Origin of the sequence: Soonwooa sp. (assembly GCF_032062245.1) — a bacterium.
Taxonomy (GTDB): Bacteria; Bacteroidota; Bacteroidia; order Flavobacteriales; family Weeksellaceae; genus Soonwooa.
Window position 1 is genome coordinate 15,588 of record NZ_DAMBQF010000006.1, and the last position, 23,187, is coordinate 38,774.

At 35.0% G+C, this 23,187-nt stretch carries 17 protein-coding genes; 9 read left to right on the plus strand and 8 right to left on the minus strand.

Annotation, left to right across the window (positions count from 1 at the left end):
• Nucleotides 1-81: 81 nt before the first annotated feature.
• Nucleotides 82-726, plus strand: a complete 645-nt coding sequence (locus RT037_RS05090; RefSeq protein WP_312324758.1) for an alpha/beta hydrolase — start codon at nucleotides 82-84, stop codon at nucleotides 724-726.
• A 66-nt stretch (nucleotides 727-792) separates the two neighbouring features.
• Nucleotides 793-2,211: an L-serine ammonia-lyase gene (locus RT037_RS05095; RefSeq protein WP_313028579.1), complete on the plus strand. Its 1,419-nt coding sequence runs from the start codon at nucleotides 793-795 to the stop codon at nucleotides 2,209-2,211.
• A gap of 79 nt (nucleotides 2,212-2,290) precedes the next feature.
• On the opposite strand, the gene RT037_RS05100 is transcribed toward RT037_RS05095, so the two are convergent.
• The 4 genes from RT037_RS05100 to tsaE form a co-directional block, all read right to left on the minus strand.
• Nucleotides 2,291-3,154 carry a prephenate dehydrogenase gene (locus RT037_RS05100; RefSeq protein ID WP_313028698.1) on the minus strand — a complete coding sequence of 288 codons (864 nt, stop codon included), beginning with the start codon at nucleotides 3,152-3,154 and terminating at the stop codon, nucleotides 2,291-2,293.
• A 130-nt stretch (nucleotides 3,155-3,284) separates the two neighbouring features.
• Nucleotides 3,285-3,656 carry a hypothetical protein gene (locus RT037_RS05105; RefSeq protein WP_312322078.1) on the minus strand — a complete coding sequence of 124 codons (372 nt, stop codon included), beginning with the start codon at nucleotides 3,654-3,656 and terminating at the stop codon, nucleotides 3,285-3,287.
• A 9-nt stretch (nucleotides 3,657-3,665) separates the two neighbouring features.
• Nucleotides 3,666-4,862 carry an alanine dehydrogenase gene (locus RT037_RS05110; RefSeq protein ID WP_312322077.1) on the minus strand — a complete coding sequence of 399 codons (1,197 nt, stop codon included), beginning with the start codon at nucleotides 4,860-4,862 and terminating at the stop codon, nucleotides 3,666-3,668.
• A 60-nt stretch (nucleotides 4,863-4,922) separates the two neighbouring features.
• Nucleotides 4,923-5,330, minus strand: a complete 408-nt coding sequence (gene tsaE, locus RT037_RS05115; RefSeq protein WP_313028584.1) for a tRNA (adenosine(37)-N6)-threonylcarbamoyltransferase complex ATPase subunit type 1 TsaE — start codon at nucleotides 5,328-5,330, stop codon at nucleotides 4,923-4,925.
• Between the two features lie 110 nt (nucleotides 5,331-5,440).
• Here tsaE and dnaG point away from each other — a divergent pair, with 110 nt between their 5' ends.
• Both dnaG and clpP read left to right on the plus strand, forming a co-directional pair.
• On the plus strand, nucleotides 5,441-7,363 hold the full coding sequence (dnaG, locus tag RT037_RS05120) for a DNA primase (protein WP_313028586.1): 1,923 nt from the start codon (nucleotides 5,441-5,443) through the stop codon (nucleotides 7,361-7,363).
• A 67-nt stretch (nucleotides 7,364-7,430) separates the two neighbouring features.
• Nucleotides 7,431-8,114 carry an ATP-dependent Clp endopeptidase proteolytic subunit ClpP gene (gene clpP, locus RT037_RS05125; protein WP_312322074.1) on the plus strand — a complete coding sequence of 228 codons (684 nt, stop codon included), beginning with the start codon at nucleotides 7,431-7,433 and terminating at the stop codon, nucleotides 8,112-8,114.
• A 255-nt stretch (nucleotides 8,115-8,369) separates the two neighbouring features.
• Here clpP and RT037_RS05130 read toward each other — a convergent pair whose 3' ends face one another.
• Nucleotides 8,370-9,134: a TIGR02757 family protein gene (locus tag RT037_RS05130; RefSeq protein ID WP_313028588.1), complete on the minus strand. Its 765-nt coding sequence runs from the start codon at nucleotides 9,132-9,134 to the stop codon at nucleotides 8,370-8,372.
• Between the two features lie 185 nt (nucleotides 9,135-9,319).
• Between RT037_RS05130 and pyrF the strand changes: the two genes are divergently transcribed.
• Nucleotides 9,320-10,678: an orotidine-5'-phosphate decarboxylase gene (pyrF, locus tag RT037_RS05135; RefSeq protein WP_313028590.1), complete on the plus strand. Its 1,359-nt coding sequence runs from the start codon at nucleotides 9,320-9,322 to the stop codon at nucleotides 10,676-10,678.
• Nucleotides 10,679-10,842: 164 nt separating this feature from the next.
• A complete protein-coding gene (locus RT037_RS05140) occupies nucleotides 10,843-13,662 on the plus strand; it encodes an aminopeptidase (RefSeq protein WP_313028593.1) in 2,820 nt (939 codons plus the stop codon).
• 69 nt (nucleotides 13,663-13,731) lie between these two features.
• Here RT037_RS05140 and RT037_RS05145 read toward each other — a convergent pair whose 3' ends face one another.
• Nucleotides 13,732-14,520, minus strand: a complete 789-nt coding sequence (locus RT037_RS05145) for a T9SS type A sorting domain-containing protein (protein ID WP_313028595.1) — start codon at nucleotides 14,518-14,520, stop codon at nucleotides 13,732-13,734.
• Between the two features lie 292 nt (nucleotides 14,521-14,812).
• On the minus strand, nucleotides 14,813-15,568 hold the full coding sequence (locus tag RT037_RS05150; RefSeq protein WP_313028596.1) for a T9SS type A sorting domain-containing protein: 756 nt from the start codon (nucleotides 15,566-15,568) through the stop codon (nucleotides 14,813-14,815).
• Between the two features lie 245 nt (nucleotides 15,569-15,813).
• Between RT037_RS05150 and RT037_RS05155 the strand changes: the two genes are divergently transcribed.
• From RT037_RS05155 to RT037_RS05165, 3 genes are all read left to right on the plus strand, one after another.
• Complete coding sequence (locus RT037_RS05155) at nucleotides 15,814-19,050, plus strand: hypothetical protein (RefSeq protein ID WP_313028699.1); 3,237 nt, start codon at nucleotides 15,814-15,816, stop codon at nucleotides 19,048-19,050.
• 298 nt (nucleotides 19,051-19,348) lie between these two features.
• Entirely contained in the window at nucleotides 19,349-19,747 is a 399-nt protein-coding gene (locus RT037_RS05160) for an OsmC family protein (RefSeq protein ID WP_312324636.1), read from the plus strand.
• A gap of 12 nt (nucleotides 19,748-19,759) precedes the next feature.
• Nucleotides 19,760-20,041, plus strand: a complete 282-nt coding sequence (locus RT037_RS05165; protein WP_313028598.1) for a GNAT family N-acetyltransferase — start codon at nucleotides 19,760-19,762, stop codon at nucleotides 20,039-20,041.
• Between the two features lie 82 nt (nucleotides 20,042-20,123).
• Here the strand turns inward: RT037_RS05165 and uvrA are convergent, their stop codons facing one another.
• Nucleotides 20,124-22,910 carry an excinuclease ABC subunit UvrA gene (gene uvrA / locus RT037_RS05170; protein WP_313028599.1) on the minus strand — a complete coding sequence of 929 codons (2,787 nt, stop codon included), beginning with the start codon at nucleotides 22,908-22,910 and terminating at the stop codon, nucleotides 20,124-20,126.
• Nucleotides 22,911-23,187: the final 277 nt, after the last annotated feature.

The window sequence follows — 23,187 nt, forward strand, 5'->3', positions numbered from 1 at the left end:
TGCTAAAATTTTAAGAATATTTAAAAAAGAACAGCTTGTCTGTTCTTTTTTTGTTTCCTACTTTTGATAGTAGTTTTGATTATGAAGTTATATGTTGTGAGTGGCCTTGGTGCTGATTTTACCGTTTTAGAAAAATTGACTTTTGACCACGATATCGAAGTCGAATTTCTAGATTGGTTAATTCCCGAAAATCAAGAAGAGTTTTCGCATTATGTAAAAAGAATGGCGGACAGAATCGAAGATGCAGAAGATTTTTATCTTTTAGGATATTCCTTTGGAGGCATTATGGTACAAGAAATTCATCGTCTTAAACCTGCCAAAAAAGTTGTAATTCTTGGAAGTATTCGCAGCGATGAAGAAAAGTCGCCACTTATAAAATTAGGAGGTTTTACTAAAATCCCAAGATTGGTGCCCGAACGTTTTTTTAATGAAAACTCGGCGGTGGTGTATTCTTTTTTAAGAAAGTTATTCGATCCCAAAAATCCTCATATTAATAACTATTTCCGAGTGCGTCATCCTTATTATCTCAAATGGTCGATCGAGAAAATTTCGGAGTGGAAATTCCAAAAAATGCCCAATATTATCCAAGTGATGGCAGATAAAGACATTGTTTTTCCGATAAAAAATTCGAAACCCGATTTCGTTATTAAAAATGCAACCCATTTATTTCCAGCGACAAAACCAAAAGAAGTGTCAGCAATTTTGCTGGAAGTCTTCAAATCTTAACAAAATTTTAATATTGACTTTTTAATTTGTAAATTGATAGTATCTTTAGAGCCCTAATTTTATTGAATGGAATCGATCAGTGTTTTTGAAATTATAAAAGTTGGAATTGGCCCGTCAAGCTCGCATACAATGGGACCTTGGAACGCGGCAGAAATGTTTTTGAACCTTATTAAAAAAGACAGAAAACTTTCTGATGTTAAAGAAGTTTTTGTAGAATTCTTTGGTTCGCTTGCAAAAACGGGAATTGGCCACGGAACAGACATTGCTGGGATGTTGGGACTTTCTGGTGAAGATTTTAAAACCATCGATACAACAAAAATTGATGAAAAAATTGCACATATTAAGGAAACGCAAATTCTTAATCTTGGTGGCGAACATCCATTAACCTTTATCTACGGTCATCATTTAATTTTAAATAAAGAAAAAACGCTTGACTTTCATCCAAACGGAATGATTTTCAAAGTGGTTTTCAACGATGGTGAAGAGCTAAGTCAAGATTATTATTCGCTTGGTGGCGGTTTTGTTGGGACTAAAGAAGACAACACATACAGCGAAATGTGTGTTCGTACGTTGTATCCTTGCCATCACGGAAGCGACATTATTAAATATATTGAGCAACTAAATTTAACACGAGTTTCTGATTTAATTTATCTAAATGAAGAATCTTGGAGAACTCGTGAAGAGACCAACCAACAAGCTTTAGAAATTTGGAAGAATATTAAAGAATGCGTCTACAAAGGCGTTAACAAAAAAGGAATTCTTCCAGGTGGACTTAATGTAACACGTCGCGCTTCCGAAATGAATGAAAAACTTCTCGGTTCCAAAATTTATAAAAATATGGATCAATGGTTCCAAATGGTTTGCGAAGAGGAAAAAACTTTCAATTCTATTACCAAATGGATCAGTTGTTTTGCGTTGGCTGTTAATGAAGAAAATGCTGCTTTTGGAAGAATTATCACAGCTCCAACCAATGGGGCAAGTGGCGTTATTCCTGCGGTTTTGATGTATGCACAGACTTTTACAGAATTTAATAAAGAAGAAGATATTATTAGATTTATTTTAACGGCTGGCGAAATCGGAACTTTATTTAAAAAAAATGCAACCATTTCTGCTGCGATGGGCGGTTGTCAGGCAGAAGTTGGCGTTTCGTCAGCGATGGCTGCAGCTGCATTAACCGAGATTTCTGGAGGAACGCCTGGGCAAGTTTTGATGGCTGCAGAAATTGCTATGGAGCATCATCTTGGTTTGACTTGTGATCCGATTGGCGGTCTCGTGCAGATTCCTTGTATTGAACGTAATTCGATGGGCGCGATTAAAGCTATTACGGCTTCCAATTTAGCATTAGAAGGTGATCCGAGTAAAGCTCGTGTTTCTCTTGATAACGTTATCAAATCGATGTGGGAAACGGCTTTGGACATGAATTCTAAATACAAAGAAACGTCTGAAGGCGGTTTGGCTGTCGCAGTTAACGTTGCAGAATGTTAAAATAAAAAATATAGAAGCCGCAAATTTGATTTTTTAAGTATTAATTTAATATTTATAAAATCGAATTTGCGGTTTTTTTTTATTTATCCAAAATTCCTCGTATTCTATTTGCGTTAATGATAAGTTCTTCTAAAAAGTCGAAGTTCTCTTTTTCTAAAGCTGATTTGAATTTTTTCAATTGAGAAATATGCTCATTTAAAACATCTAAAACATTTTCTTTGTTTTGTTTAAAAATGGGAACCCACATTTCTGGATGCGATTTTGCAAGACGAACCGTGCTCGAAAATCCAGAACTTGCCAACTGGAAAATTGTGTCTTCCTCACGTTCTTTTTCCAAAACGGTATTTGCTAAAGCATAAGACGTAATATGTGAAATATGCGAAATGTAAGCGGTGTGGACATCATGTTTATCAGCATCCATGTAAAGGATGTTCATTTCTAAATTTTCGTAAACTTGCTTCACTAATTCCACTGCGAAATCGTAAGAATCTTCGTGATTACAAATAACAGCGGCGCGATTGCTAAAAGCTTCGGAAGTTGCTGCCTTTGGACCGCTGTTTTCGGTTCCCCACATGGGATGACTTGCCACGAAGTTTTTACGATTCGGATGTTGTTCGACGATGTTGATTATTTCTTGTTTCGTAGATCCAACGTCCATCACGACGGTTTTATCCGAAATCCTATCCAAAACTTCTGGCAGAACAACTTTTGTCGCTTCAACAGGTAAAGCAATGATTATTAAATCCGAATCCTGAACAAGATTTTCAAAAGTCGTGATTTCATCAATGATTTTCAGGTCTTTTGCTGTTAAGAGATGGGCTTCACTTATATCAAAAGCTAAAACTTTATCAACGAAATTTTTATTTTTTAATTTTAAAGCCATCGATCCGCCGATAAGTCCGACACCAATAAGTCCTATAGTCATAATTTTAATTTTAAAAATAAAAAACCCCGTCCTAGGACGAGGTTATTATATTGCATACGAAATCTCCATCCTAGTTTAGGTTGTTAACTCGTAATAATATGTTGCTTGGTTATACATTGTTGCAAAGCTATGAAAAGACTTTCAAATTTTAGTTTAATTTTTTAAAAGTTTTTATCACCACAGAATCTTTTGTCTTTTCGTAAGTCAATTCGTATTTCGGATTCTTTTCGGGCGACGTCATATAATATTCTGGGAAAGGTTGCTTTTGCGCTTGGCTCTTGTCAAAGTCAATTGTTCCTTTTGCAATAATGGAATCTTTCAGATATTTAGCATCGATATTTTGCGACGCAAGTTGAGCTTTCAAAGCAATTGGTATAGACACTTCTTTGGTCATACTTTCTCCAATAACCCTGTCGTTTGGGAAGTAAGAGCAACTCGCACCTTTTTTATTTAAAATGAAAAAGACAATAATAAGTCCTGGAAGAAATCCAATAAGATAGAATTTAAGTTTTTTGAGCATTATTTAATTTTAGAAAATCAACAAGTTAATGTCGTGATATGGTAAATCGAATTTTTTACAAATCACCAACTTTGTGTGGCGACCTTTGTACATGTAAAGGCTTTGTTTAACCTCTTTTTTGCTAAGCAGCATATTCTCGTAACCGCCATCTTCGTCGTAGCCAAGGATGTAACTTAAGAAGAAATTACTAATCGCTTTAGTTGTACTTCTTGGCATTCTCGCTGTTAAATTCGGAAGTCCGCAATGTACAACGTCATGTTTTATAATGAAAGGCTTTTCAAGGCTTGTCAATTCAGAAGTTTCGATGGCTTTTCCGTTGTCAACTGTAATATCGATGATAACGCTACCTTTTTTCATTTTCAAAACCATATCTTCTGTCACAACTGGTGGAAGGTTAAGTCTTGGTAACGCGCCAATTACAACATCAGCACGACGTACAGCTTTTGTTAATTCGCGAGGATCAATAATAGAAGTCGGTACACGATGATCAACAATAGAATGCAAACGTCTAAGTTTCGATAAAGAATTATCAAAAACACGAACATTGGCGCCTAATCCGATTGCAGCTTTAGTCGAAAATTCGCCAACGATACCAGCGCCGATAACGACTACTTCGGTTGGACGAACGCCTGTGATTCCGCCTAACATCACACCACTTGACAGAGCCAAAAGCTCTGACGCGTATAAAATAGAAACGCTTCCTGCAATCTCACCAATTAGTCTAACAAGCGATAGTTGCTCATATTCGTCGGTGATAAATTCGAAAGCGATAGCATTTATTTTTTTCTCAGCTAATTTTACAAAATAATCTTTGTCTCGAAGATTAAGCTGCAAGGCCGAAATGAGATAAGTATTCGGTTTTAGATAATCAATTTCCTCGTTAGTAGGAGGATTTATTTTAAGAATAATATCTTGTATAAAAGCCTCTTGAGGATTATCAACTATTAAAGCACCTGCTTCTGCATACTGCAAATCTGTGTATTGCGCACCTTCGCCAGCACCTTTTTCGATGACAACTTTGTGTCCCGCTTGCACAAGGACTTGCACCGCATCAGGGATTAAACATAATCTCTTTTCGGAAAGGCTAATTTCTTTTGGGATGCCAATGCTATGCATTTTTCCTTTGCGTACAACCTCAAGCTTTTCCTCTTTTGGGATAAGTTCTTCCTCTTTAAAGGGCGTAAATATGGTAGAAGTGTGACTCATGCAGTCTGCAATTTTTATTAGATTAAAGATACAAATATAATCAACTTGCTTATTATATCATTATTTGAAATTAATAATCCTTTCTTCGCCAGTGTGGGTAATTTGCATTTCGTGGAATTCTTCCGGAAGAAGCTCGCTTTCGTAGATTTCTGGCCACTCGATAATGCAGAGATAAGCGTTATCAAGATATTCTTCGATGCCAAAATCATAAGCTTCTTCAATATTTTTTAAACGATAAAGATCAAAATGAAATATTTTTCCGTTCGGAGAATTGTATTCGTTAACAATGGAGTAGGTCGGCGAACTTACTTCGTCTTCACTTCCCAATGCGGAAACCAATTGTTGCGAAAAAGTTGTCTTACCAGCACCCAAATTTCCCTTTAATAAAAGGATTGGTCTGTCCAACTGAGATTTTACATAGTCAACAACTTCTTGCCATTCTTCGATGCTTCGAATCTTGAATTCCATCTTTTAAAAATTTTGGTAAAATTACGGATTTTGAAGTTGATTTTATTTAAACAAAAAGTTTCCGATATTTTTTATTTTTTAAATCCTAAACCAATCACTAAATTTACATCGTGATTACTAAAGAAACTATAGATAAAATTTTCTCTGCAGCCCGCATTGAAGAAATCATCGGCGAATATGTACAACTAAAGCGCGCTGGCTCTAACCTAAAAGGTCTGAGTCCCTTTGTGGATGAGAAGTCACCAAGTTTTATTGTATCACCAAGTAAGCAGATTTTTAAAGATTTTTCTTCCGGAAAAGGTGGTGGTGTCATCACTTTTCTCAAAGAATTAGAAGGCTTTTCTTATCCCGAAGCTTTACGACATCTAGCCAAGAAATATGGTATTCCTGTGGAGGAAGATATTGTCGAAATGTCGCCGGAGCAAAAGCAACAACGTGACCAAAAGGATTTAATTTATAAAATACATGAGGTTGCTAATGACTTTTTTATCGAGCAACTTTGGGACGCAGAAGAAGGTCAACAGATTGGACTTTCGTACTTTAGAGAGCGAGAGCTTCGTCAAGATATCATTAAAAAATTTCAGCTTGGTTATTCGCCCGAGAAGAAAGATGCCTTTACAGAATATGCTTTAGCAAAAGGCTATGACAAAGACATTCTCGAAAAGTCTGGACTTTCCGTTTTCCCTGAAAATGCACCAAAAGGTGTTGACCGTTTTCGTGAGCGCGTGATGTTTCCGATACATAGTTTTTCGGGACGTGTTCTAGGTTTTGGCGGACGGATTCTTAATAATACCATCAAAACGGCGAAGTATCTCAACTCTCCAGAAACCGAAATTTATCATAAATCCAATGTTCTTTACGGACTTTTCCAATCCAAGCAAGCGATTTCTAAACAGAATCTTTGTCTTTTGGTGGAAGGTTATATGGATGTTATTGCGCTTCATCAAGCCGGGATTGAGCATGTTGTTGCAAGTAGTGGAACGGCGTTAACAGTCGAGCAAATCAAGTTGATTAAACGTCTTACAGAGAATGTGACGATTTTGTTTGACGGTGATGCAGCTGGGATTAAAGCGAGTTTCCGAAGCATTGATATGTTGCTGTCAGAAGGGATGAATATTCGCGTTCTGTTATTTCCTGATGGTGATGATCCAGACAGTTTTTCGAGAAAGCATCCACAAGATTATGTCGAAGATTTTATTCAGAAACATGCGCAGGATTTTATCGATTTTAAAGCAGAAATTCTTTTTCAAAATACCGATAACGACCCAATTAAAAAAGCAGAAGCAATTCGTGAGATTGTAAAGTCTGTTGCTTTTGTGACCAATGGTCTTAAACAAGAAATTTACCTTAAAGAAGTTGCCAATAAGTTTAAACTTAGCGAGCAGAATTTGTTTAATGAGTTACAACTCCAAAAAGATTACAAAAATAAAGAGTATCGTCCGCGACCTCAAGTTGCGCAACCTGAACAAAAGTTAGAAATTGTTGCCAATATTGATAGCAAAATCAGTCCGCTTTTTGTTTTGGAAGAAAAACTAATTGAGTTGATGATGAAGTTTGGAGATGTTGTTATTGAACGAAAAGATGCGGAAGGTGAAACTTACAAAATATCGGTGATTGAAGAAATTATTCAACATTTAGAAGAAGATGATTGTCAATTGCAAACCGAAATCAACCAAAAAATTGTTGATGAAATAAAAGCTGGACTTCAAGAAGATGAATTGCGATCAAGTTCTTTTTTCTTTAAATTAATGGACGAAGATATTTCGGGGAAAATGGCGGATACTATGATTAATCCTTATGAAACAAGTAATTGGGCGAAGTTTAATATTTATTTTAGCAGCGAAGAAGAAGTTGTTCCCAAAATGGTAAGTGACACAATTTTGCGTTACAAACGAGAATATGTCATGAAGATTATTGAGGATCTTAAAAAAGCTTTAGAAACCGAAGACGAAAAAGAAGAAATTTATTTTAAAATCGTGAAACTTTCTCAACTTCGCAACCACTTAGACGCCATGTTGTATAGGATTTTATGACAGAATGGCGTACTTTAGCAAAGGAACAGAAATTGCAAATACAAACTCGAAAAAAATACCAATTTATATGGACTTAAAAAAAGAATTTAGAGATTACGCGGTGAAGCATCAAGGTATCAATGGCCTTGCAACCGACCAATATATGGGAATGTTCAGCCCAACTAATTTGACGCCGTACATTATGGAAGAACGTCGTATGAATGTTGCACAGATGGACGTTTTCTCAAGATTAATGATGGACAGAATCATCTTTTTAGGAACAGGAATTGACGACCAAGTTGCGAATATTGTGACAGCTCAGTTGTTATTCTTAGAAAGCTCTGATCCATCGAAGGATATTCAGATTTACATAAATTCTCCAGGTGGTAGCGTTTATGCAGGTTTGGGTATCTACGACACCATGCAAATTATCAAGCCAGATGTTGCTACAATCTGTACAGGTATTGCGGCATCGATGGGTGCTGTGCTGTTAGTTGCAGGAGAAAAAGGAAAGCGTTCTGCACTTAAGCATTCTCGTGTGATGATTCACCAACCGAGTGGCGGCGCACAAGGTGTAGCTTCGGATATGGAAATCAACCTTAGAGAAATGTTGAAGTTGAAGAAAGAACTTTACGATATTATTTCTCAACACTCAGGTCAAACTTACGATTGGGTAGAAAAAGCCTCTGACAGAGACTATTGGATGACGTCGGAAGAAGCAAAAGGCTTCGGAATGGTTGATGAGGTTTTGGAAAGAAAAATCGCTAAATAATATATAAAACTCAGTGTGAACTGAGTTTTTTTATTTTTTAACATTTAATTCATCTTGTTTATTGAATTATTTTATATCTTTAATCTAGAAATAATGGAAATGATACCTTTGGCAAGACATATTTTCGATATTACTACACTTAATTTGATACATTTTGAGATGGCTGGGTAGCCGTCTCTTTTTTTTATAAGTACTAACTAAAACAAAATGAGATGTCTTTCTATTGAAGTGGTTTATAAAGAATCACTTCTTTTTTTATTCAAATTCTTTACTGATGCCAAGTCCGAATAAAGCGTAGTCATAAATTGCTGGGTCTTTTGCATTAAGTTGTCTCAAAACCAAATCCAATTCTTCTAAAGTTTTCCAATCGTTTTGTTTTCGCGTGACAAGATTTAGTTTTCGAGAAATATTGGCGGTGTGGACATCCAACGGAATGGAAAGATATGCTTGATCGATGTTTTTCCAAATTCCAAAATCGACACCACGATTATCGTCTCGCACCATCCAACGCAAAAACATCATAATCCTTTTCGACGCAGAGTTTTTGTAAGGCGAACTTACATGCTTATGAGCGCGATGTTCCTCTTTTAAAAATTCTTTCCTAAAACGTTCGATGCTGTGATAGAAGTTGGTTTCATCATTTTTTAAAAGAAATAAATCTTCCAAACTGTCGTGTTCTCGATAAATTCTTTGGAACTGTTTCAGAAAATATTTAAAATCTTCCATGTGAAAAGTACGATGCGCCGCTTTGTTTGGAAATTTTTCTAAATCTGAATTTTTAAAATTTAAAACAAAATCATAAGGCGAGTTTCCCATAAGTTCCATCATCAAATCTGCATTTTTTATAATCGCCTTTCTATTGCCCCAAGCGATACTAGCTGACAGAAAACCTGCAATTTCTATATCTTGTTTAGTATCAAAACGATGCGGAATTTGGATTGGATCATTTTCAATAAATGATGTATTATTATAAAAGTCAGCTTTTTCGTTAAGAAGATCAATAATGTCTTGTTGAAGCATTTTTTATTTTTATTAAATTTTTTGTCAGCGGCTGTAATATGAAATGTTGCTTTTATTAAGGCTTTCAGAGTTTCAAACTCTGAAAGCTTTATTAGAAAATTTATGTTTAAAAATTCAATTTCTGACGGTGCAAAATTACAATATTGAAAATTAAATTTTAACTTTGTAGAAAGTGAAAAGTAAAAATGGAAAGTAAAAAAGAATTTTTTTTAGAATGCTACAAATTGGGCATTATCAAATTCGGAAGATTTACATTGAAAAGTGGCATCGAAAGTCCTTTTTATGTTGACTTACGTCCTTTGGCATCAGAACCAAAAATCTTAAAAAATCTTGCCAACTATCTTTTGGATATGTTGCCTTTGGATAATTTTGATGTGATTTGCGGTGTGCCTTACGCAGCGCTTCCGATGGCAACAGCGATGTCTTTAGAAAGTTACATTCCGTTGATTATTAAAAGAAAAGAAGCTAAAACTTATGGTACAAAAAAACTTCTTGAAGGTATTTATAAAAAAGGCGACAATTGTCTTTTGGTGGAAGATGTGATTACATCAGGAAAATCGCTTGTCGAAACTATAGAAGAAGTTGAAAATGAAGGTTTAAAAGTTGCCGATATTGTTGTTGTTTTGGATAGAGAACAAGGCGGAAAAGAAAAATTAGAAGCCAAAGGTTACAAAATTCATACGCTGTTTACGATTTCGGAAGTTGTGAAAATTTTGAAAGAAGTTGAACATCTTACTGACGAAGAAGTCGCTAGAATAAATGATTTCTTAAACGGAAACCAAGTTCAGTTTCAAGAAAAAAAGAAAATTTCTTACGAAAATAAATTAGAAAAAGTGGAGCATCCGATGGCGAAGCGCCTTTTGGAAATCGCTATTGCAAAAAATTCTAACCTTATCGCTTCAGCTGATGTTTTGTCAACTCGAGAGCTTTTAGACTTTGCTGATATGGTAGGTCCACACATTGTTGCGCTTAAAACGCATATCGATATTTTGACAGATTTTGATGCAGATTCTACGATTTTACCATTAAAAGATTTAGCGCAAAAACATAATTTCTTAATTATGGAAGATCGCAAATTTGCTGATATTGGTAACACGCAAGAATTGCAATTTTCATACGGAATGTACAAGATTTCTAACTGGGCAGACCTTGTTACGGCGCAAGTAATTGGTGGAAGTGCTAGTCTCGATGGTTTCCTTAATGTTGGTGTTGTAGCGATTTTGGGAATGTCTTCTAAAGGTACTTTGACCGACGCGCATTATCGTGAAGAAGCAATGAAAATTATCGAAAACCAATCTAACGTTATGGCTTGTGTTGCGCAAAACGAAATTCCAGATAATTTGATTTTGATGACGCCAGGCGTTAATCTTTCGGATTCCGGAGATAGCAAAGGTCAACAATATAACACACCAGAAAAAGTGATTAATAAATATCATACGGATTTCATTATCGTTGGTCGCGGTATTTATAAAGCCGAAAATCCAGAACAGGAAGCCGTTAAATACAAAATGGCAGGTTGGGAAGCTTACAAAAACGCTATGTAAAATTATCTTTTTTAAAATACAGAAACAGTTATCGAGATTTTCGATAACTGTTTTTTTGTTTTGATATTAAATTTTAAACTATAATTCATTTTTCCAGAATTAATGCAGACCTGATAAAGAATTTCGAAAGTTTTTTTGCTAAATTTGAGTATTGCAAATATTTGATGAATAAATTATTTTTTGGTAGCTTGTTTTTGATGCAGGGGATTTGGTGTTTTGGACAACAAGATAGCATTCGGATTTCGGCAAAATTGTCTGCTGATGCGCAAAACTTAATCGTTGAGCAGCAGATTGTATATCATAACCCACATGAGGTTTCGATTGATAAAATCAAACTTCTTAATTGGGTTGCAGCTTACCAAAATCGAAATACGCCACTTCTTAAACGCAAACTTAAAGATCGAAAAAAGGATTTGTATTTTGCAAAACCGACAGAACTTGGTGCGCTTAATAACTTGCATGTTGAATTTGATGGTAAAACAAAAGACATTGAGAAACTTCAAGAAGAATTTTTGTATTTAGATTTAGACCAAAAACTAGAACCTCAATCTTCAAAAACTATCAAATTACGTTACGAAGTCAAACTTCCAAATGCAAAATTTACGGGTTATGGTATCGATAAAACCGACATTAATCTCAAATATTTTTTCATAGTTCCTGATAGTTTTGAAAATCAAGATCAATATCCAAAACATTTTCTAGACACCGAACAAAACTTAAATAGCGCTTCATATTGGGATGTTAATTTTGATGTTCACGAGGCTTTTAAAGTTGAATCGAATCTTCATCATACTGGGATCTTAAAAACCGAATTTGCTGGTGTTTCTGTCAATGATCCAGAGTTTTATATTTCATTAGATAATATTAATAAAATCTCTGTCAATGTTGATGAACAAAAGATTAATGTTGTTTTTGGTTATCCAATTACACAAGACGATCGAGCAAGTCTAGAGTTTTATTTGCCGCTTCATCTTAAGTTTTTAAAAAAGCGTTTTGGTCACCTTCCTGACAAAATATTTATTAGTGAAAAATTCCGTTCCGCGGAGAAGTTTGTGGGAATTGATGATATCAAGTTTTGGAAATTTCATTACAAATTGTTTGCAGATCCAGAGAAAATAGATTTGCATTATTTCGGGATTGTGTCCAAGCAAATCATTAATAATCTTTTTGTTAACGAAAAAAATGTAGATCATTGGTTAAAAAATGGATTACAAACTTATTGTGAATTTCAATATTTAAAAGAGTTTTATCCAGAGCATAAACTTTTGGGCGACCTTCCTAATCAAGCAAAAATACTTGGGATGAAACCTTTGAAGATTTTCCATGCGTCGGATCTTAAGCTGACAGAACGTTATCCATTGGCTTATCAATATATTTTGACACAAAATCTGGATCAAAAAATCGGCGAAAATTATGAAGATCTAAGTAAGTTTAATGCTTTTGCAATCAGCCATTTTGAAACAGGAATTCTGTTTTATTTTGTGGCTGATCAAATGGGTTTTGCGAAATTTAATTCATTTTTAAATTCGTATTTCTCAGATCATTTTCAGAAACCAGTTGTTGCAAGTGATTTTTTGTCAAAATTAGAGTGGGAAAGTGGCGGAAATTCTCGTTTTTTATCATCTTTAATTGAAGAAAAAAATCGTGTCAATTTTAATCTTAAAAAATTTGTACGAAAAGATGAGGCTTTCGACGTTAAAATAAATAAACTCGGAAAGTATAACCTACCATTTAAACTACAAGCTGAAACCGAATCTGGACAAAAAGAAACGCAATGGCAGTACGCAGATTCTGAATCTAAAACATATCAAATAAAAGCCAACGATGCCGAAAAGATTATTGTGAATGATGATTTTTCTTTTCCCGAAACCAATTTCAGAGACAATTATCTTTATACCAAAGGTTTTTTTTCTAATATGAAAAGGCTTAAATTAAAACTGATAAAAGATATTCCAAATCCTGAATTTAATGAGCTTTACATTTCGCCGCGACTAAATTATAATGCTTATGATAAAGTAATGTTAGGTTTTAATCTTGTTAATAAAGGCGTTTTTGATCAAAAGTTTGTCTATTCTGTTTCGCCGTATTACAGTACCGGGACTGGACAATTGACTGGTAAAGCTGGCGTTTCTTACAACATTATGCCAGCGGACAGCTTTTTTAGAAGTTGGCAAATTGGTGGTTCGGCGTCGTATTTCCATTACGATTATGATTTGGCATATCAGACTTACAGCTTTTTTACTAATTTTTCATTTAATAAAAATCCTAGAAGTGCGATTGGAAGAAATCTGTATTTCAGTTATGGCCATTTTCAAAAAGATTTGGACGCGAAACGTATTTTAGCAAAAGAATACGGAAAATATAACTTGTGGAATGTCGGTTACTCGTATAGCGATAATGCTTTAATCCACGAAAAATACATCAATGCAGGTTTCCAATGGATGGAAGATTTTCAGAAATTATCGACTGAAGCTTTTTACCGTTGGGAATATATGAAGGATCGAAAAATAAGTTTTAGATTTTTTGGAGGCGTTTTCATCAATAACAATACGCAAAATAGTACGTTCGATTACGGGATTTCTAAAGTGTCAAACTATGCTTTTTCTTACGGTTTGTTAGGACAAAGTGCAACAACGGGAATTTTGTCTCAACAATATATTTTGGCGGAAGGCGGCTTCAAATCTGATTTTAAAACCAAAGCTAACCAATGGATTACAAGTGTTAATGTCGATTCTCACATTTGGAAAATGTTTAACTTATACGCCGATTTTGGCCTTTATAAAAGCAAAGGTCAAGGCGCAGACTTTATTTGGGATTCTGGTGTTAAACTAAAAATTATTCCAGACTTTTTAGAAGTTTATTTCCCAGTTCAATCATCTCTTGGTTTCGAGCCTGCGATGAAGGATTACGGTTACAGAATACGATACACGCTTATCCTTAATCTTGGCTCGCTGTTGAGTAATCTTCGCCGAGGCGTTTATTAAGATATTTTTTAAAACAAAAAAAGACCGCTCATAAGAACGGTCTTCATTATTTATTGAAGTTTAATTCAATTATTTTTTGATAACTTTTTGAGAAACCGCTTGACCGTTAACAGTTGCAGTTACAACGTAAGTACCTTTTGCTAAGTTAGAAACATCAAGTTTAGTGTTTTCTTTAACTTCAGCAGTTTTAACAACTTGACCAGCCATGTTGATTACAGATACGTTAGCAGCTTGACCGAAGATTAATTCGTTAGCAACTACTGTATTTTTTACTAAGTTAACTTTAGAAGCGTTAACATCACCAACAGCAAGATTCTTATCAGTTTTGATATCATCTACAAATAATGCATTAGTAGAGCTTTTTTGAAGTTTGATAGAAAAACTTGGAGTTGATCCCCAGTTAACACCAGTAAGATCTAATTTAATTGTAATCCAATCGCTAGCGTTGATACTTCCTGTGTAAGAGTTAGCACCAGTTCCAGTCAATGTAACATCTCCTGTTGTCCCAGCAGGAACATTGAAATACTTACTTCCTGCAGCTGTACCATCACCTGCGTTGAAAGAAACTCCTCCAGCATTACCTTTAACTTTTAATGTAATAAAGTTAGCTCCTGCAACATTCATGTTCTTGTTAGCAGTCATTACATAGATGTTAGAAGTAGCAGCGTTATCAGTGATTTTTAAAGCACCTGATCCACCAATACCACCTGTAGCACTTTGCTCACCAGATTTAAGGTCAAATCCTAAGCTTGATTGAAAAGCTGCCCAATCGTTAAAGTCTGAACCAGCAAATAAATTAGTTTGTGCAGATACTAAAGAGACTGCAGCAACAGCTAAAATTGTAAAGATTTTTTTCATAATATAAAAAATTTAAGTTTTGTTAAAAATTGGACTGCTAATTTACAAATTATTTGAATTTAAAAACAAATGAATTAAAATTTAACAATTTTTTAATGTTGAAATTTAAATTGTCATTTTAAAATTAGCCTTTTATTCAATCAAAATATCATAGCAGCAGAAATAGTTAAACAATTATTTATAGTACAAAATTACGTCTTATTCCTTTTATAAAAACATGATTCATATTATGTTTCTATTAATAAAAAAGCCTCCAAAATTGGAGGCTCAACTATTTTTTAAGAAATAATAATTATTTTTTGATAACTTTTTGAGAAACTGCTTTACCATTAACTGTTGCAGTTACTACATAAGTTCCTTTTGCTAAGTTAGAAACATCTAATCTAGAGTTATCTTTAACCTCAGCAGTTTTTACAACTTGACCAGCCATGTTAATAACAGATACTTTAGCCTCTTGACCGAAGATGATTTCGTTAGCAACAACTGTATTTTTAACTAAGTTAACTTTAGTTGCATTAGTATCGGTAACAGCTTGTGTAGGAACAGTTACTCTAATGTCATCGATGAAGAATCTAGAGTTAGAAGCTTTATCTCCTTCGAATTTAATCTTAACTGCATTATTAGCACCAGTTATATTAATTGTATAAGTCGTAAATGAACCTTTTACCAAAGTAACAGAAGCTTTATCCAAAGTAGCACCTGTTGCAGAAATTTTCAAATTTGTGCTTTCATTGTTACCATCCCAAGCACCAGCTCTGAAAGTTAAAGTTGCATTACCTGAAGCATTAATAGAAGGTGTAGTGATATCACCTAGTTTTGAACTAGTTCCTAATTTAAGAGAACCATCAGCTTTATACGCATTATTAAGAACCCATGTTCCTCCAGTTGTATAAGTTGATAGAGCTGTTGCAGCAATATTTCCAGACCAACTACCATCGTTACCTCCTGTTCCATCCATATCAGCGAAAGTCGCTTCGAAAACAGTTTGTTGTGCACTAACAGTCATTGAGATAGCAGCAACTGCTAATAAAGAATAAAATTTTTTCATAATGATAAAATATTTAAGTTAAGTTTATTTTTCTGGTGCAAATTTACTTTTGTATTTTTCCTTTTAAAAATTTTTGAAGTTAATTAATCATTAATAATGTTTAACTTTCATTTTTTTTTGAAGAGGATGACAAAGATAAACTTTTATTTTAAATATAAAATTTTTGTCAAAAATTCTCGTTAATCACTTGTAAATCTTTTACTCTTCTGTATTATTCGTAGATTTACGCCAGAAAAAAATTGAAATTGTATCGACAGATTTTTACCATTTTGTTGTTCTGTTTGGCTTGTTTTACAACACAAGCTCAAATTTTCACGTGGAAAAATCCAAATCTCCCCAATGACTCTATTAAAAAAGATAGCTTAATTTCGGCGAAACTTAACAAAGATTTCTTTGCTAAAGATACATTAGACTTTATTAAAAAATCGCCGCAGCTTGTTTATGATGAAGAGGTTTTAGTAAAAAACACAAAATCTCGTATTCTAGGCGATCTTAATACAAAAGGTTCCATCGTAAGAGGAATAACATTCGGTAACAACCAAGGTTCTTCGGTGCAAAGCTCGATGGATATGCAGATTTCGGGGAAGTTGAGCGATGATGTTTCAGTATTAGCATCCATTTCGGATCACAATTTACCGATTCAGGCGGATGGTTATACACAGACTTTACAAGAGTTTGATAAGATTTATGTTCAATTAAATATTAAAAAACACAGCATTATTCGAGCGGGACATCTCGATTTAGATGATAATCAAACTTTTTTTGGACGTTACCAACGCCGAAGTATGGGCTTACAATTCCAAACCAATTGGGAGCAAAATGGCAACAAAACTTTTCTAGATATTTCGGGAGGTATTGCGAGAAGTGAGTTCAACCGAATGCGCTTTCAAGGTATCGAAGGCAACCAAGGTCCTTATCGACTTTTAGGAAAAAACGGCGAACAATTTATCACCATTATTTCGGGTTCGGAGCAAGTCTACATCGATGGCGTTTTGATGAAGCGTGGCGAAAACCTCGATTATATCATTAATTACAATACGGGCGAAATTACATTTACGAGTTTTAGACCAATTTATAAACAGAATTTCATTACCATAACTTATAATTATACGAACCGAAATTACACCCGATTTTTAGTAACTGGAAATCTCCAACATCAGCGAGAACGTCTCAAAGTTGGGCTTTCTTGGTTTATTGAAAATGATAATAAAAATGCACCACTTGCGCTTAACCTTAGTGATGAAGACAAACAATATCTTATTAATGCTGGTAATAATGGCTACATGATGTATGCGCCTTCTGGTGTTAAAACCGAATACGACGTTAATAAAATTCTCTACAAAAAAATCTTTGACGGTTCGACTTATCATTACGAATTCTCAACCAACAAAGATGATGAGTTGTATCAAGTAAGCTTTACGTTTTTTGGAACGGCTAAAGGTGATTACAGAATACAGCAAACCACTAATAATGGTCGCGTTTTCGAATTTGTAGGACAAGGTTTGGGCGATTATCAGGCGGTTCGACGATTGCCAGCTCCTGAGAAGACGCAAGTATTTTCCACCAATGCCGAATATGCTTTAGAAAATGGCGTAATTGGCGTGGATGCTTCGATTAGTAATAACGATCTTAATCTTTTTTCATCAAAAGATAATAATGAAAATATTGGTTATGCCGCTCGCGTCTATGCTAACAAAAGTTTTATTAAAAACAATTGGAAAGGCACGCCGATGTTTGAGTATCAATATATTCAAAAGAATTTTAAAGTCTTGGACAGAATTAACAATGTTGATTTTTGGCGAGATTTTAACTTAACGGAAGAATTTAGTCATATTACTCAAAACAGATTTGTGTTTGGTTTTGACAACCTTTGGAATAATGCTACTTTTTTAAATTATAAATTCAATTATCTTGACGAAAAAGCAACGTACAAAGGCATTAAAAACGATTTAGGTTTCGGTTGGAAAAACGATAAATGGATAACCCAAGCCAGCGCGTCTTATTTGGATACCAAATCCACTTTGGTTAACTCGCAGTTTATTCGAGCCAATGCTTCTGCCGAATTATTAGGTACAAAAGGAAGTTGGTCTGTTGGTGGCGCGATGGAGCATAACCTTAAAAAATATAACGACACGCAACTTTACGATGTCACGAGTTTTAGCTGGAAAGAAATTTTCTTACAAAAGAAAATCGCAGATAGCACACGTACAAAATTTTTGATGAAAGTCTATCTTCGAGATAACGACTCTATTCGAGATAATCGTTTACAAAAGATGAACAATATTCTCGGGATAATGGCGGAAAGTCAAATCATTAAAAGCGAAAAAACTCAGTTGTCTGCTTTGCTGCATTATCGCAAGTTTTTCTATAAAGATCAAACTTTAACGAATGATCAAAACCAAGATTTCGTGGTTGGTAACTTGATGTACAACCAACAACTTTTCCGAAACGGTATGCGTTTGCAAGCTTTTTATGAATTAGGAAATGGCCAAGAAGCGCAACGAGAGTTTCAATATATTAAAGTGACCGATGGGCAAGGCGTTTACAAATGGACGGATTATAATGGCGATGGTATTCAGCAGTTGGACGAGTTCGAAGTTGCAGAATATATGGATCAGGCGCAATACATTCGCGTCTACACCAACACTGTGAAGTATTTGGCATCCAACAAAAACAAATTGCAATTGGCTTTGTTTGTAAATCCAGCAGTTATTTTTAGTTCCGAAAATGCTTTCCTAAAAAGATGGAATTTCAATGTATCATTATTATCGCAAAACGCTTTTATGAAAGGCGATCGCGTTGTTGTTCTTAATCCTTTTGCTAAAGAAAATGATAAAATTATGAAAACCCAGAACATCTTGTTTTCGGCTTTGTTTAATTCTACAGACAAATCTAAATGGAATGCAAATTATCGCTTCACGGCAAACGACAATTTACTCAACGCTAATTACAGTGTAGAAGAACGTTCCCAAGATTCGCACTACTTTAATTTGGGATATTGGTTTAACAAAAATTTCCGCACCGATTGGGAAAACCAACTTCAGAATGTCACCAATCATTCGCAGATGTTTAGCACCCGCAATTATCTTCTTCAAAACTGGGAAACCAAGCCCAAAGCCACTTATCGTTTAACAGAAAGTCTTCAAGCTGAACTTTTCGGTGCGCTTCGTCAAAAGAAAAGAACCGACGGCGACGAAAAACTAAAAGCTTACGAATTGTCAGGAACTTTGCAATGGGACCACAAGAAAACCTCTGTCAGAGCCAATTTCTCATTTATCAAGAACGATTTTACAGGTAACAGTTTCAGCATTGTTGGCAACCAAATGTTGGAAGGTCTCAAAGCTGGCAAAAACCAAGTCTGGAGCGTCTATTGGCAACAAAGCCTCAACTCGTTTTTACAACTTAACATCAACTACGAAGGTCGTAACTCTGGCGAACGTACGATCCACACGGGCAGTATGCAGATTCGTGCGAGCTTTTAGTTTTTTTATTTGGGCGGCATTTCGGGCTATTCAGGGGTTTCGTCCTCAGAAGCCCAAACCTTTTTCCAAACTATTCTTCGGACCGCTTCTTTCAGTCGCGCCCTTACTATCCCGGCCGCAGATTCGGATACCAATTTTATATTTTCGAAAGATTAGGGAAATTTTAGTTTTTTAATTTTAAAAATGATATTCATAAAAAACGGTCTCGCTTTTGTTTTTGGAACGGAAAAGTTAATTCCTATCTCACATCAATTGGGATATAGAATGATAATCTTAATATTGTAAAAAATAAAACGATATGGATGTTAATGTAACTGCAACAATAGGAAACGAACTTTATTTAACTAAAGTCACAACGGGAAATCATGAGATAATCGTTGATGAGCCAATTGACAAAGGTGGAAAAGATTTAGCTCCAAAACCAACAGAACTTCTTGCGGCATCTTTGGCAAGTTGTACAGCCATTACGCTGAAAATGTATGCTGAGAGAAAAACTTGGGATGTTGGCGAAATTTTTGTTGATGTGACTTTAGTTGATAGCGATGACAAAATGAAAACGACACTTAATAGAAATATTCGATTTTCGAAAACTGATATTCCGGAAGATCAGATGAAGCGTTTTCAGCATATTGCGAATGCTTGTCCAGTTCACAAGATTTTGGAAGGTTCAATTACAATAAATTCTGAATTCAAATAAAAAAATATAAAAATGGAAATCAAACAACAAAACAACGAAAAAAATGGAATGTTCGAAGCTTTTATAGATGGAAGACATGCTGGCGAAATGACTTATACTTGGGCTGGTGAAGATAAATTCATCATCGATCACACAGGTGTTGAAGAAGCCTACAACGGTCTAGGTGTCGGAATGAATCTTCTAAATGCATTGGTAGATTTCGCTAGAAAAGAAAACAAAAAAGTGATTCCGCTTTGTCCTTTTGCAAGCGCAATGTTCAAAAAACATACAGAATTGCAAGACGTTTTAGCGTAAAAATAGGACTATTTATCAATAAAAAGGCTTTCAGAGTTCAAAACTCTGAAAGCCTTTTTTATTTTTAAAACTTCAAGAAAACTTAAAGTTTTTCAGCGATGTACTTTGCGGTTGCCGATATTTTATTCTTTGCTAAATCTTCAGGCGTTCCAGTGAAAACCACTTCGCCACCATGTTTTCCAGCATTTGGACCAATATCGATAATATAATCAGCGCATTTGATGATGTCGGGTTGATGTTCAATCACAATCACCGAATGTCCAAGCTCGATCAAAGCTTGCAGCGATTTCATCAATTTATTAATATCATGGAAGTGCAATCCTGTCGACGGTTCATCAAAAACAAATAAAGTTTTGTCCGTCGTAACACCTTTTACTAGGAAAGACGCGAGTTTTACACGTTGCGCTTCGCCACCAGAAAGGGTAGAAGAGGATTGTCCTAGTTGCAAATAACCAAGTCCAACTTCTTGTAATGGTTTTAGCTTTTGTACAATTTTGGATTCTTGCAATTCTGTGAAAAAGTTGATTGCTTCGTCAACGGTCATTTTTAAAATATCCGAAATGCTTTTCTCGTCAACTTTAACTTCAAGAATTTCACTTTTAAAACGTGTGCCGTGACAATGTTCGCATTCCAATTCGATGTCCGCCATAAATTGCATGGACACTGTGATCACACCTTCGCCTTTACATTCGTCGCAACGTCCGCCATCTACATTGAAAGAGAAATGCTTAGGTTTTAATCCCATTAGCGACGCCGATTTTTGTTTCGAAAATAAATCACGAATGTCGTCATAAGCTTTTAGATAAGTGACAGGATTAGAACGTGAAGATTTTCCGATGGGATTTTGGTCGATTAACTCAATGTTTTTAATCAACTTTTTTGGAAACTCCACACTGTCATAATCGGCTTTTTTGCCGCCCATTCCCAACTGAATTTGCACCGCATTGGTTAGGATTTCCTTCATCAAAGTTGATTTTCCACTTCCGGAAACGCCCGTTACAACGGTTAAAACTTCCAATGGGACATCGACGTCAATATTTTTAAGATTGTTTTGACGAGCACCTTTTATTTTTATAAACTCTTTTGGAACACGACGCTTTTTCGGAACTTCAATATTTAGTTCGTTGTTAAGATATTTAGACGTTAAAGTATCTGCTTTTTTCAAATCTTTATAATCACCAGCAAATACCAAATCGCCACCAAGATAACCCGCTTCTGGACCAATATCGATGATGTAGTCTGCAGCGTGCATTACGTCTTCATCGTGCTCTACAACGATAACGGTGTTGCCAAGGTCACGAAGATTTTTTAGAACTTCAATAAGATTTTCGGTGTCGCGCGAGTGAAGACCAATACTAGGCTCGTCCAAAATATAAATGGAACCAACCAAAGAGCTTCCTAAACTTGTCGCCAAATTAATACGTTGACTTTCACCACCAGAAAGCGTGTTGGACGTTCTGTTAAGATTAAGATAACCCAAACCAACTTTTAGTAAAAATCCGATTCGAGATTTTATTTCGTAAAGGAGACGTTTCGCAACTTCGGCATCATATTTTGATAATTTAAAACTTTCAATAATCGGTGAAAGCTCATCCAAAGGCAATTCAATCAAAGACTGGATGTTGTGCCCATCAATTTTTACCCAAGATGTTTCTTCACGCAATCTAAGACCTTCGCAAGTCGGACAAGTCGTTTTACCACGATAACGTGACAACATCACACGGTATTGAATTTTGTAAAGATTCTCCTCCAACATTTTGAAGAAATTATCAATACTTGGGAAACTTGCAGACTTGTCGCCACGCCACAAATATTGTTTTTGTTCTTTTGTGAGTTGGTGGTAAGGCTTATGAATAGGGAAGTCTTTTGCTTTTTTAATGAAAGAGCGTTTCCATTCGCTCATTGTTTCGCCCTTCCAAGGTGCAATGGCATCTTCAAAAACAGACAGATTTTTATTTGGAATGACAAGATCTTCGTCAATGCCAATTATTTTGCCGTAACCTTCACAAGTTGGACAAGCGCCATAAGGATTGTTAAAGCTGAAATAATGTACATTCGGTTCATTAAAATCGATGCCATCTAACTCAAATTTATTAGAGAAATCTCGAACCTCGTTGTTCTCTGTATTTTTCAAAAGACAACGTCCGTGACCTTCGTAGAACGCCATTTGGATAGAATCCGCCAAACGTTGCAAGAAGTTTTCGTCCTCTTCGTAACTGAAACGGTCGATAACCAAAAATATTTCTGTATTAGCTTCTGGTACGAAACCAAAACTTTCTAAATCCTCAATATTAGCAAGATTTCCGCCAACTTCCAAACGTGTAAAACCAGAAACCTTTAAAGTTTTTAGTTGTTCGGTAAAGTTGTCAACTTCATATTGCAAAGGTGCCATCAAGATAAAACTCGTGTCTTTTTTTGAAGCCTTAATAAAATCGATAACATCAGTTACAGAATCTTTTTTGACTTCCTCACCAGAAATTGGTGAAAAAGTATGGCCAATTCTGGCGTACAACAACTTTAGATAATCATAGATTTCAGTCGATGTACCAACTGTAGAACGCGGATTTGACGAAATTACTTTCTGCTGAATCGCAATTGATGGCGCAAGACCTTTGATATCGTCAACTTTTGGTTTTTCTAATTTTCCTAAAAATTGTCGCGCATAAGAACTCAAACTTTCAACATAACGACGTTGACCTTCCGCATAGATTGTGTCGAAAGCTAGCGAAGATTTTCCACTTCCTGAAACGCCCGTTATCACAATGAGTTTGTTTTTTGGTATTAAAACATCAATGTGTTTCAGATTGTTAAGATGTGCGTTTTTAACAAAAAGTTGTTTTTTTATATCGATTTCTGCAGTTGTAGCCATATCAAAATTAAGACCCACAAAATTACGAAAAAATGCGTTTTTTTCAGCTAGTTATTTTGTTAATGTTTATTTAGAAATCCTTTGAAAATTTTAGGTTTAAATTATAAACAGTTTCTTAAAGAAAAAGAGCAGTAAAATAAATTACTGCTCAAGTGATAACTTAAAATATAGCAATTTCTTATGAAGAAAATTGTTTCGTTTTTCTGTCAACATATTAACAAAGGATAATACTGGTTGTTAATATTGTTTTGTTTTGAAATGTCAAAGTAATATTTTT

Excerpts from the sequence above, each read along its gene's own strand:
- RT037_RS05090 (WP_312324758.1), top strand. The coding sequence starts at position 82 with ATGAAGTTATATGTTGTGAGTGGCCTTGGTGCTGATTTTACCGTTTTA.
- RT037_RS05095 (WP_313028579.1), top strand. The coding sequence starts at position 793 with ATGGAATCGATCAGTGTTTTTGAAATTATAAAAGTTGGAATTGGCCCG.
- RT037_RS05105 (WP_312322078.1), bottom strand. The coding sequence starts at position 3,656 with ATGCTCAAAAAACTTAAATTCTATCTTATTGGATTTCTTCCAGGACTT.
- RT037_RS05110 (WP_312322077.1), bottom strand. The coding sequence starts at position 4,862 with ATGAGTCACACTTCTACCATATTTACGCCCTTTAAAGAGGAAGAACTT.
- tsaE (WP_313028584.1), bottom strand. The coding sequence starts at position 5,330 with ATGGAATTCAAGATTCGAAGCATCGAAGAATGGCAAGAAGTTGTTGAC.
- clpP (WP_312322074.1), top strand. The coding sequence starts at position 7,431 with ATGGACTTAAAAAAAGAATTTAGAGATTACGCGGTGAAGCATCAAGGT.
- RT037_RS05130 (WP_313028588.1), bottom strand. The coding sequence starts at position 9,134 with ATGCTTCAACAAGACATTATTGATCTTCTTAACGAAAAAGCTGACTTT.
- pyrF (WP_313028590.1), top strand. The coding sequence starts at position 9,320 with ATGGAAAGTAAAAAAGAATTTTTTTTAGAATGCTACAAATTGGGCATT.
- RT037_RS05140 (WP_313028593.1), top strand. The coding sequence starts at position 10,843 with ATGAATAAATTATTTTTTGGTAGCTTGTTTTTGATGCAGGGGATTTGG.
- RT037_RS05145 (WP_313028595.1), bottom strand. The coding sequence starts at position 14,520 with ATGAAAAAAATCTTTACAATTTTAGCTGTTGCTGCAGTCTCTTTAGTA.
- RT037_RS05150 (WP_313028596.1), bottom strand. The coding sequence starts at position 15,568 with ATGAAAAAATTTTATTCTTTATTAGCAGTTGCTGCTATCTCAATGACT.
- RT037_RS05160 (WP_312324636.1), top strand. The coding sequence starts at position 19,349 with ATGGATGTTAATGTAACTGCAACAATAGGAAACGAACTTTATTTAACT.
- RT037_RS05165 (WP_313028598.1), top strand. The coding sequence starts at position 19,760 with ATGGAAATCAAACAACAAAACAACGAAAAAAATGGAATGTTCGAAGCT.
- uvrA (WP_313028599.1), bottom strand. The coding sequence starts at position 22,910 with ATGGCTACAACTGCAGAAATCGATATAAAAAAACAACTTTTTGTTAAA.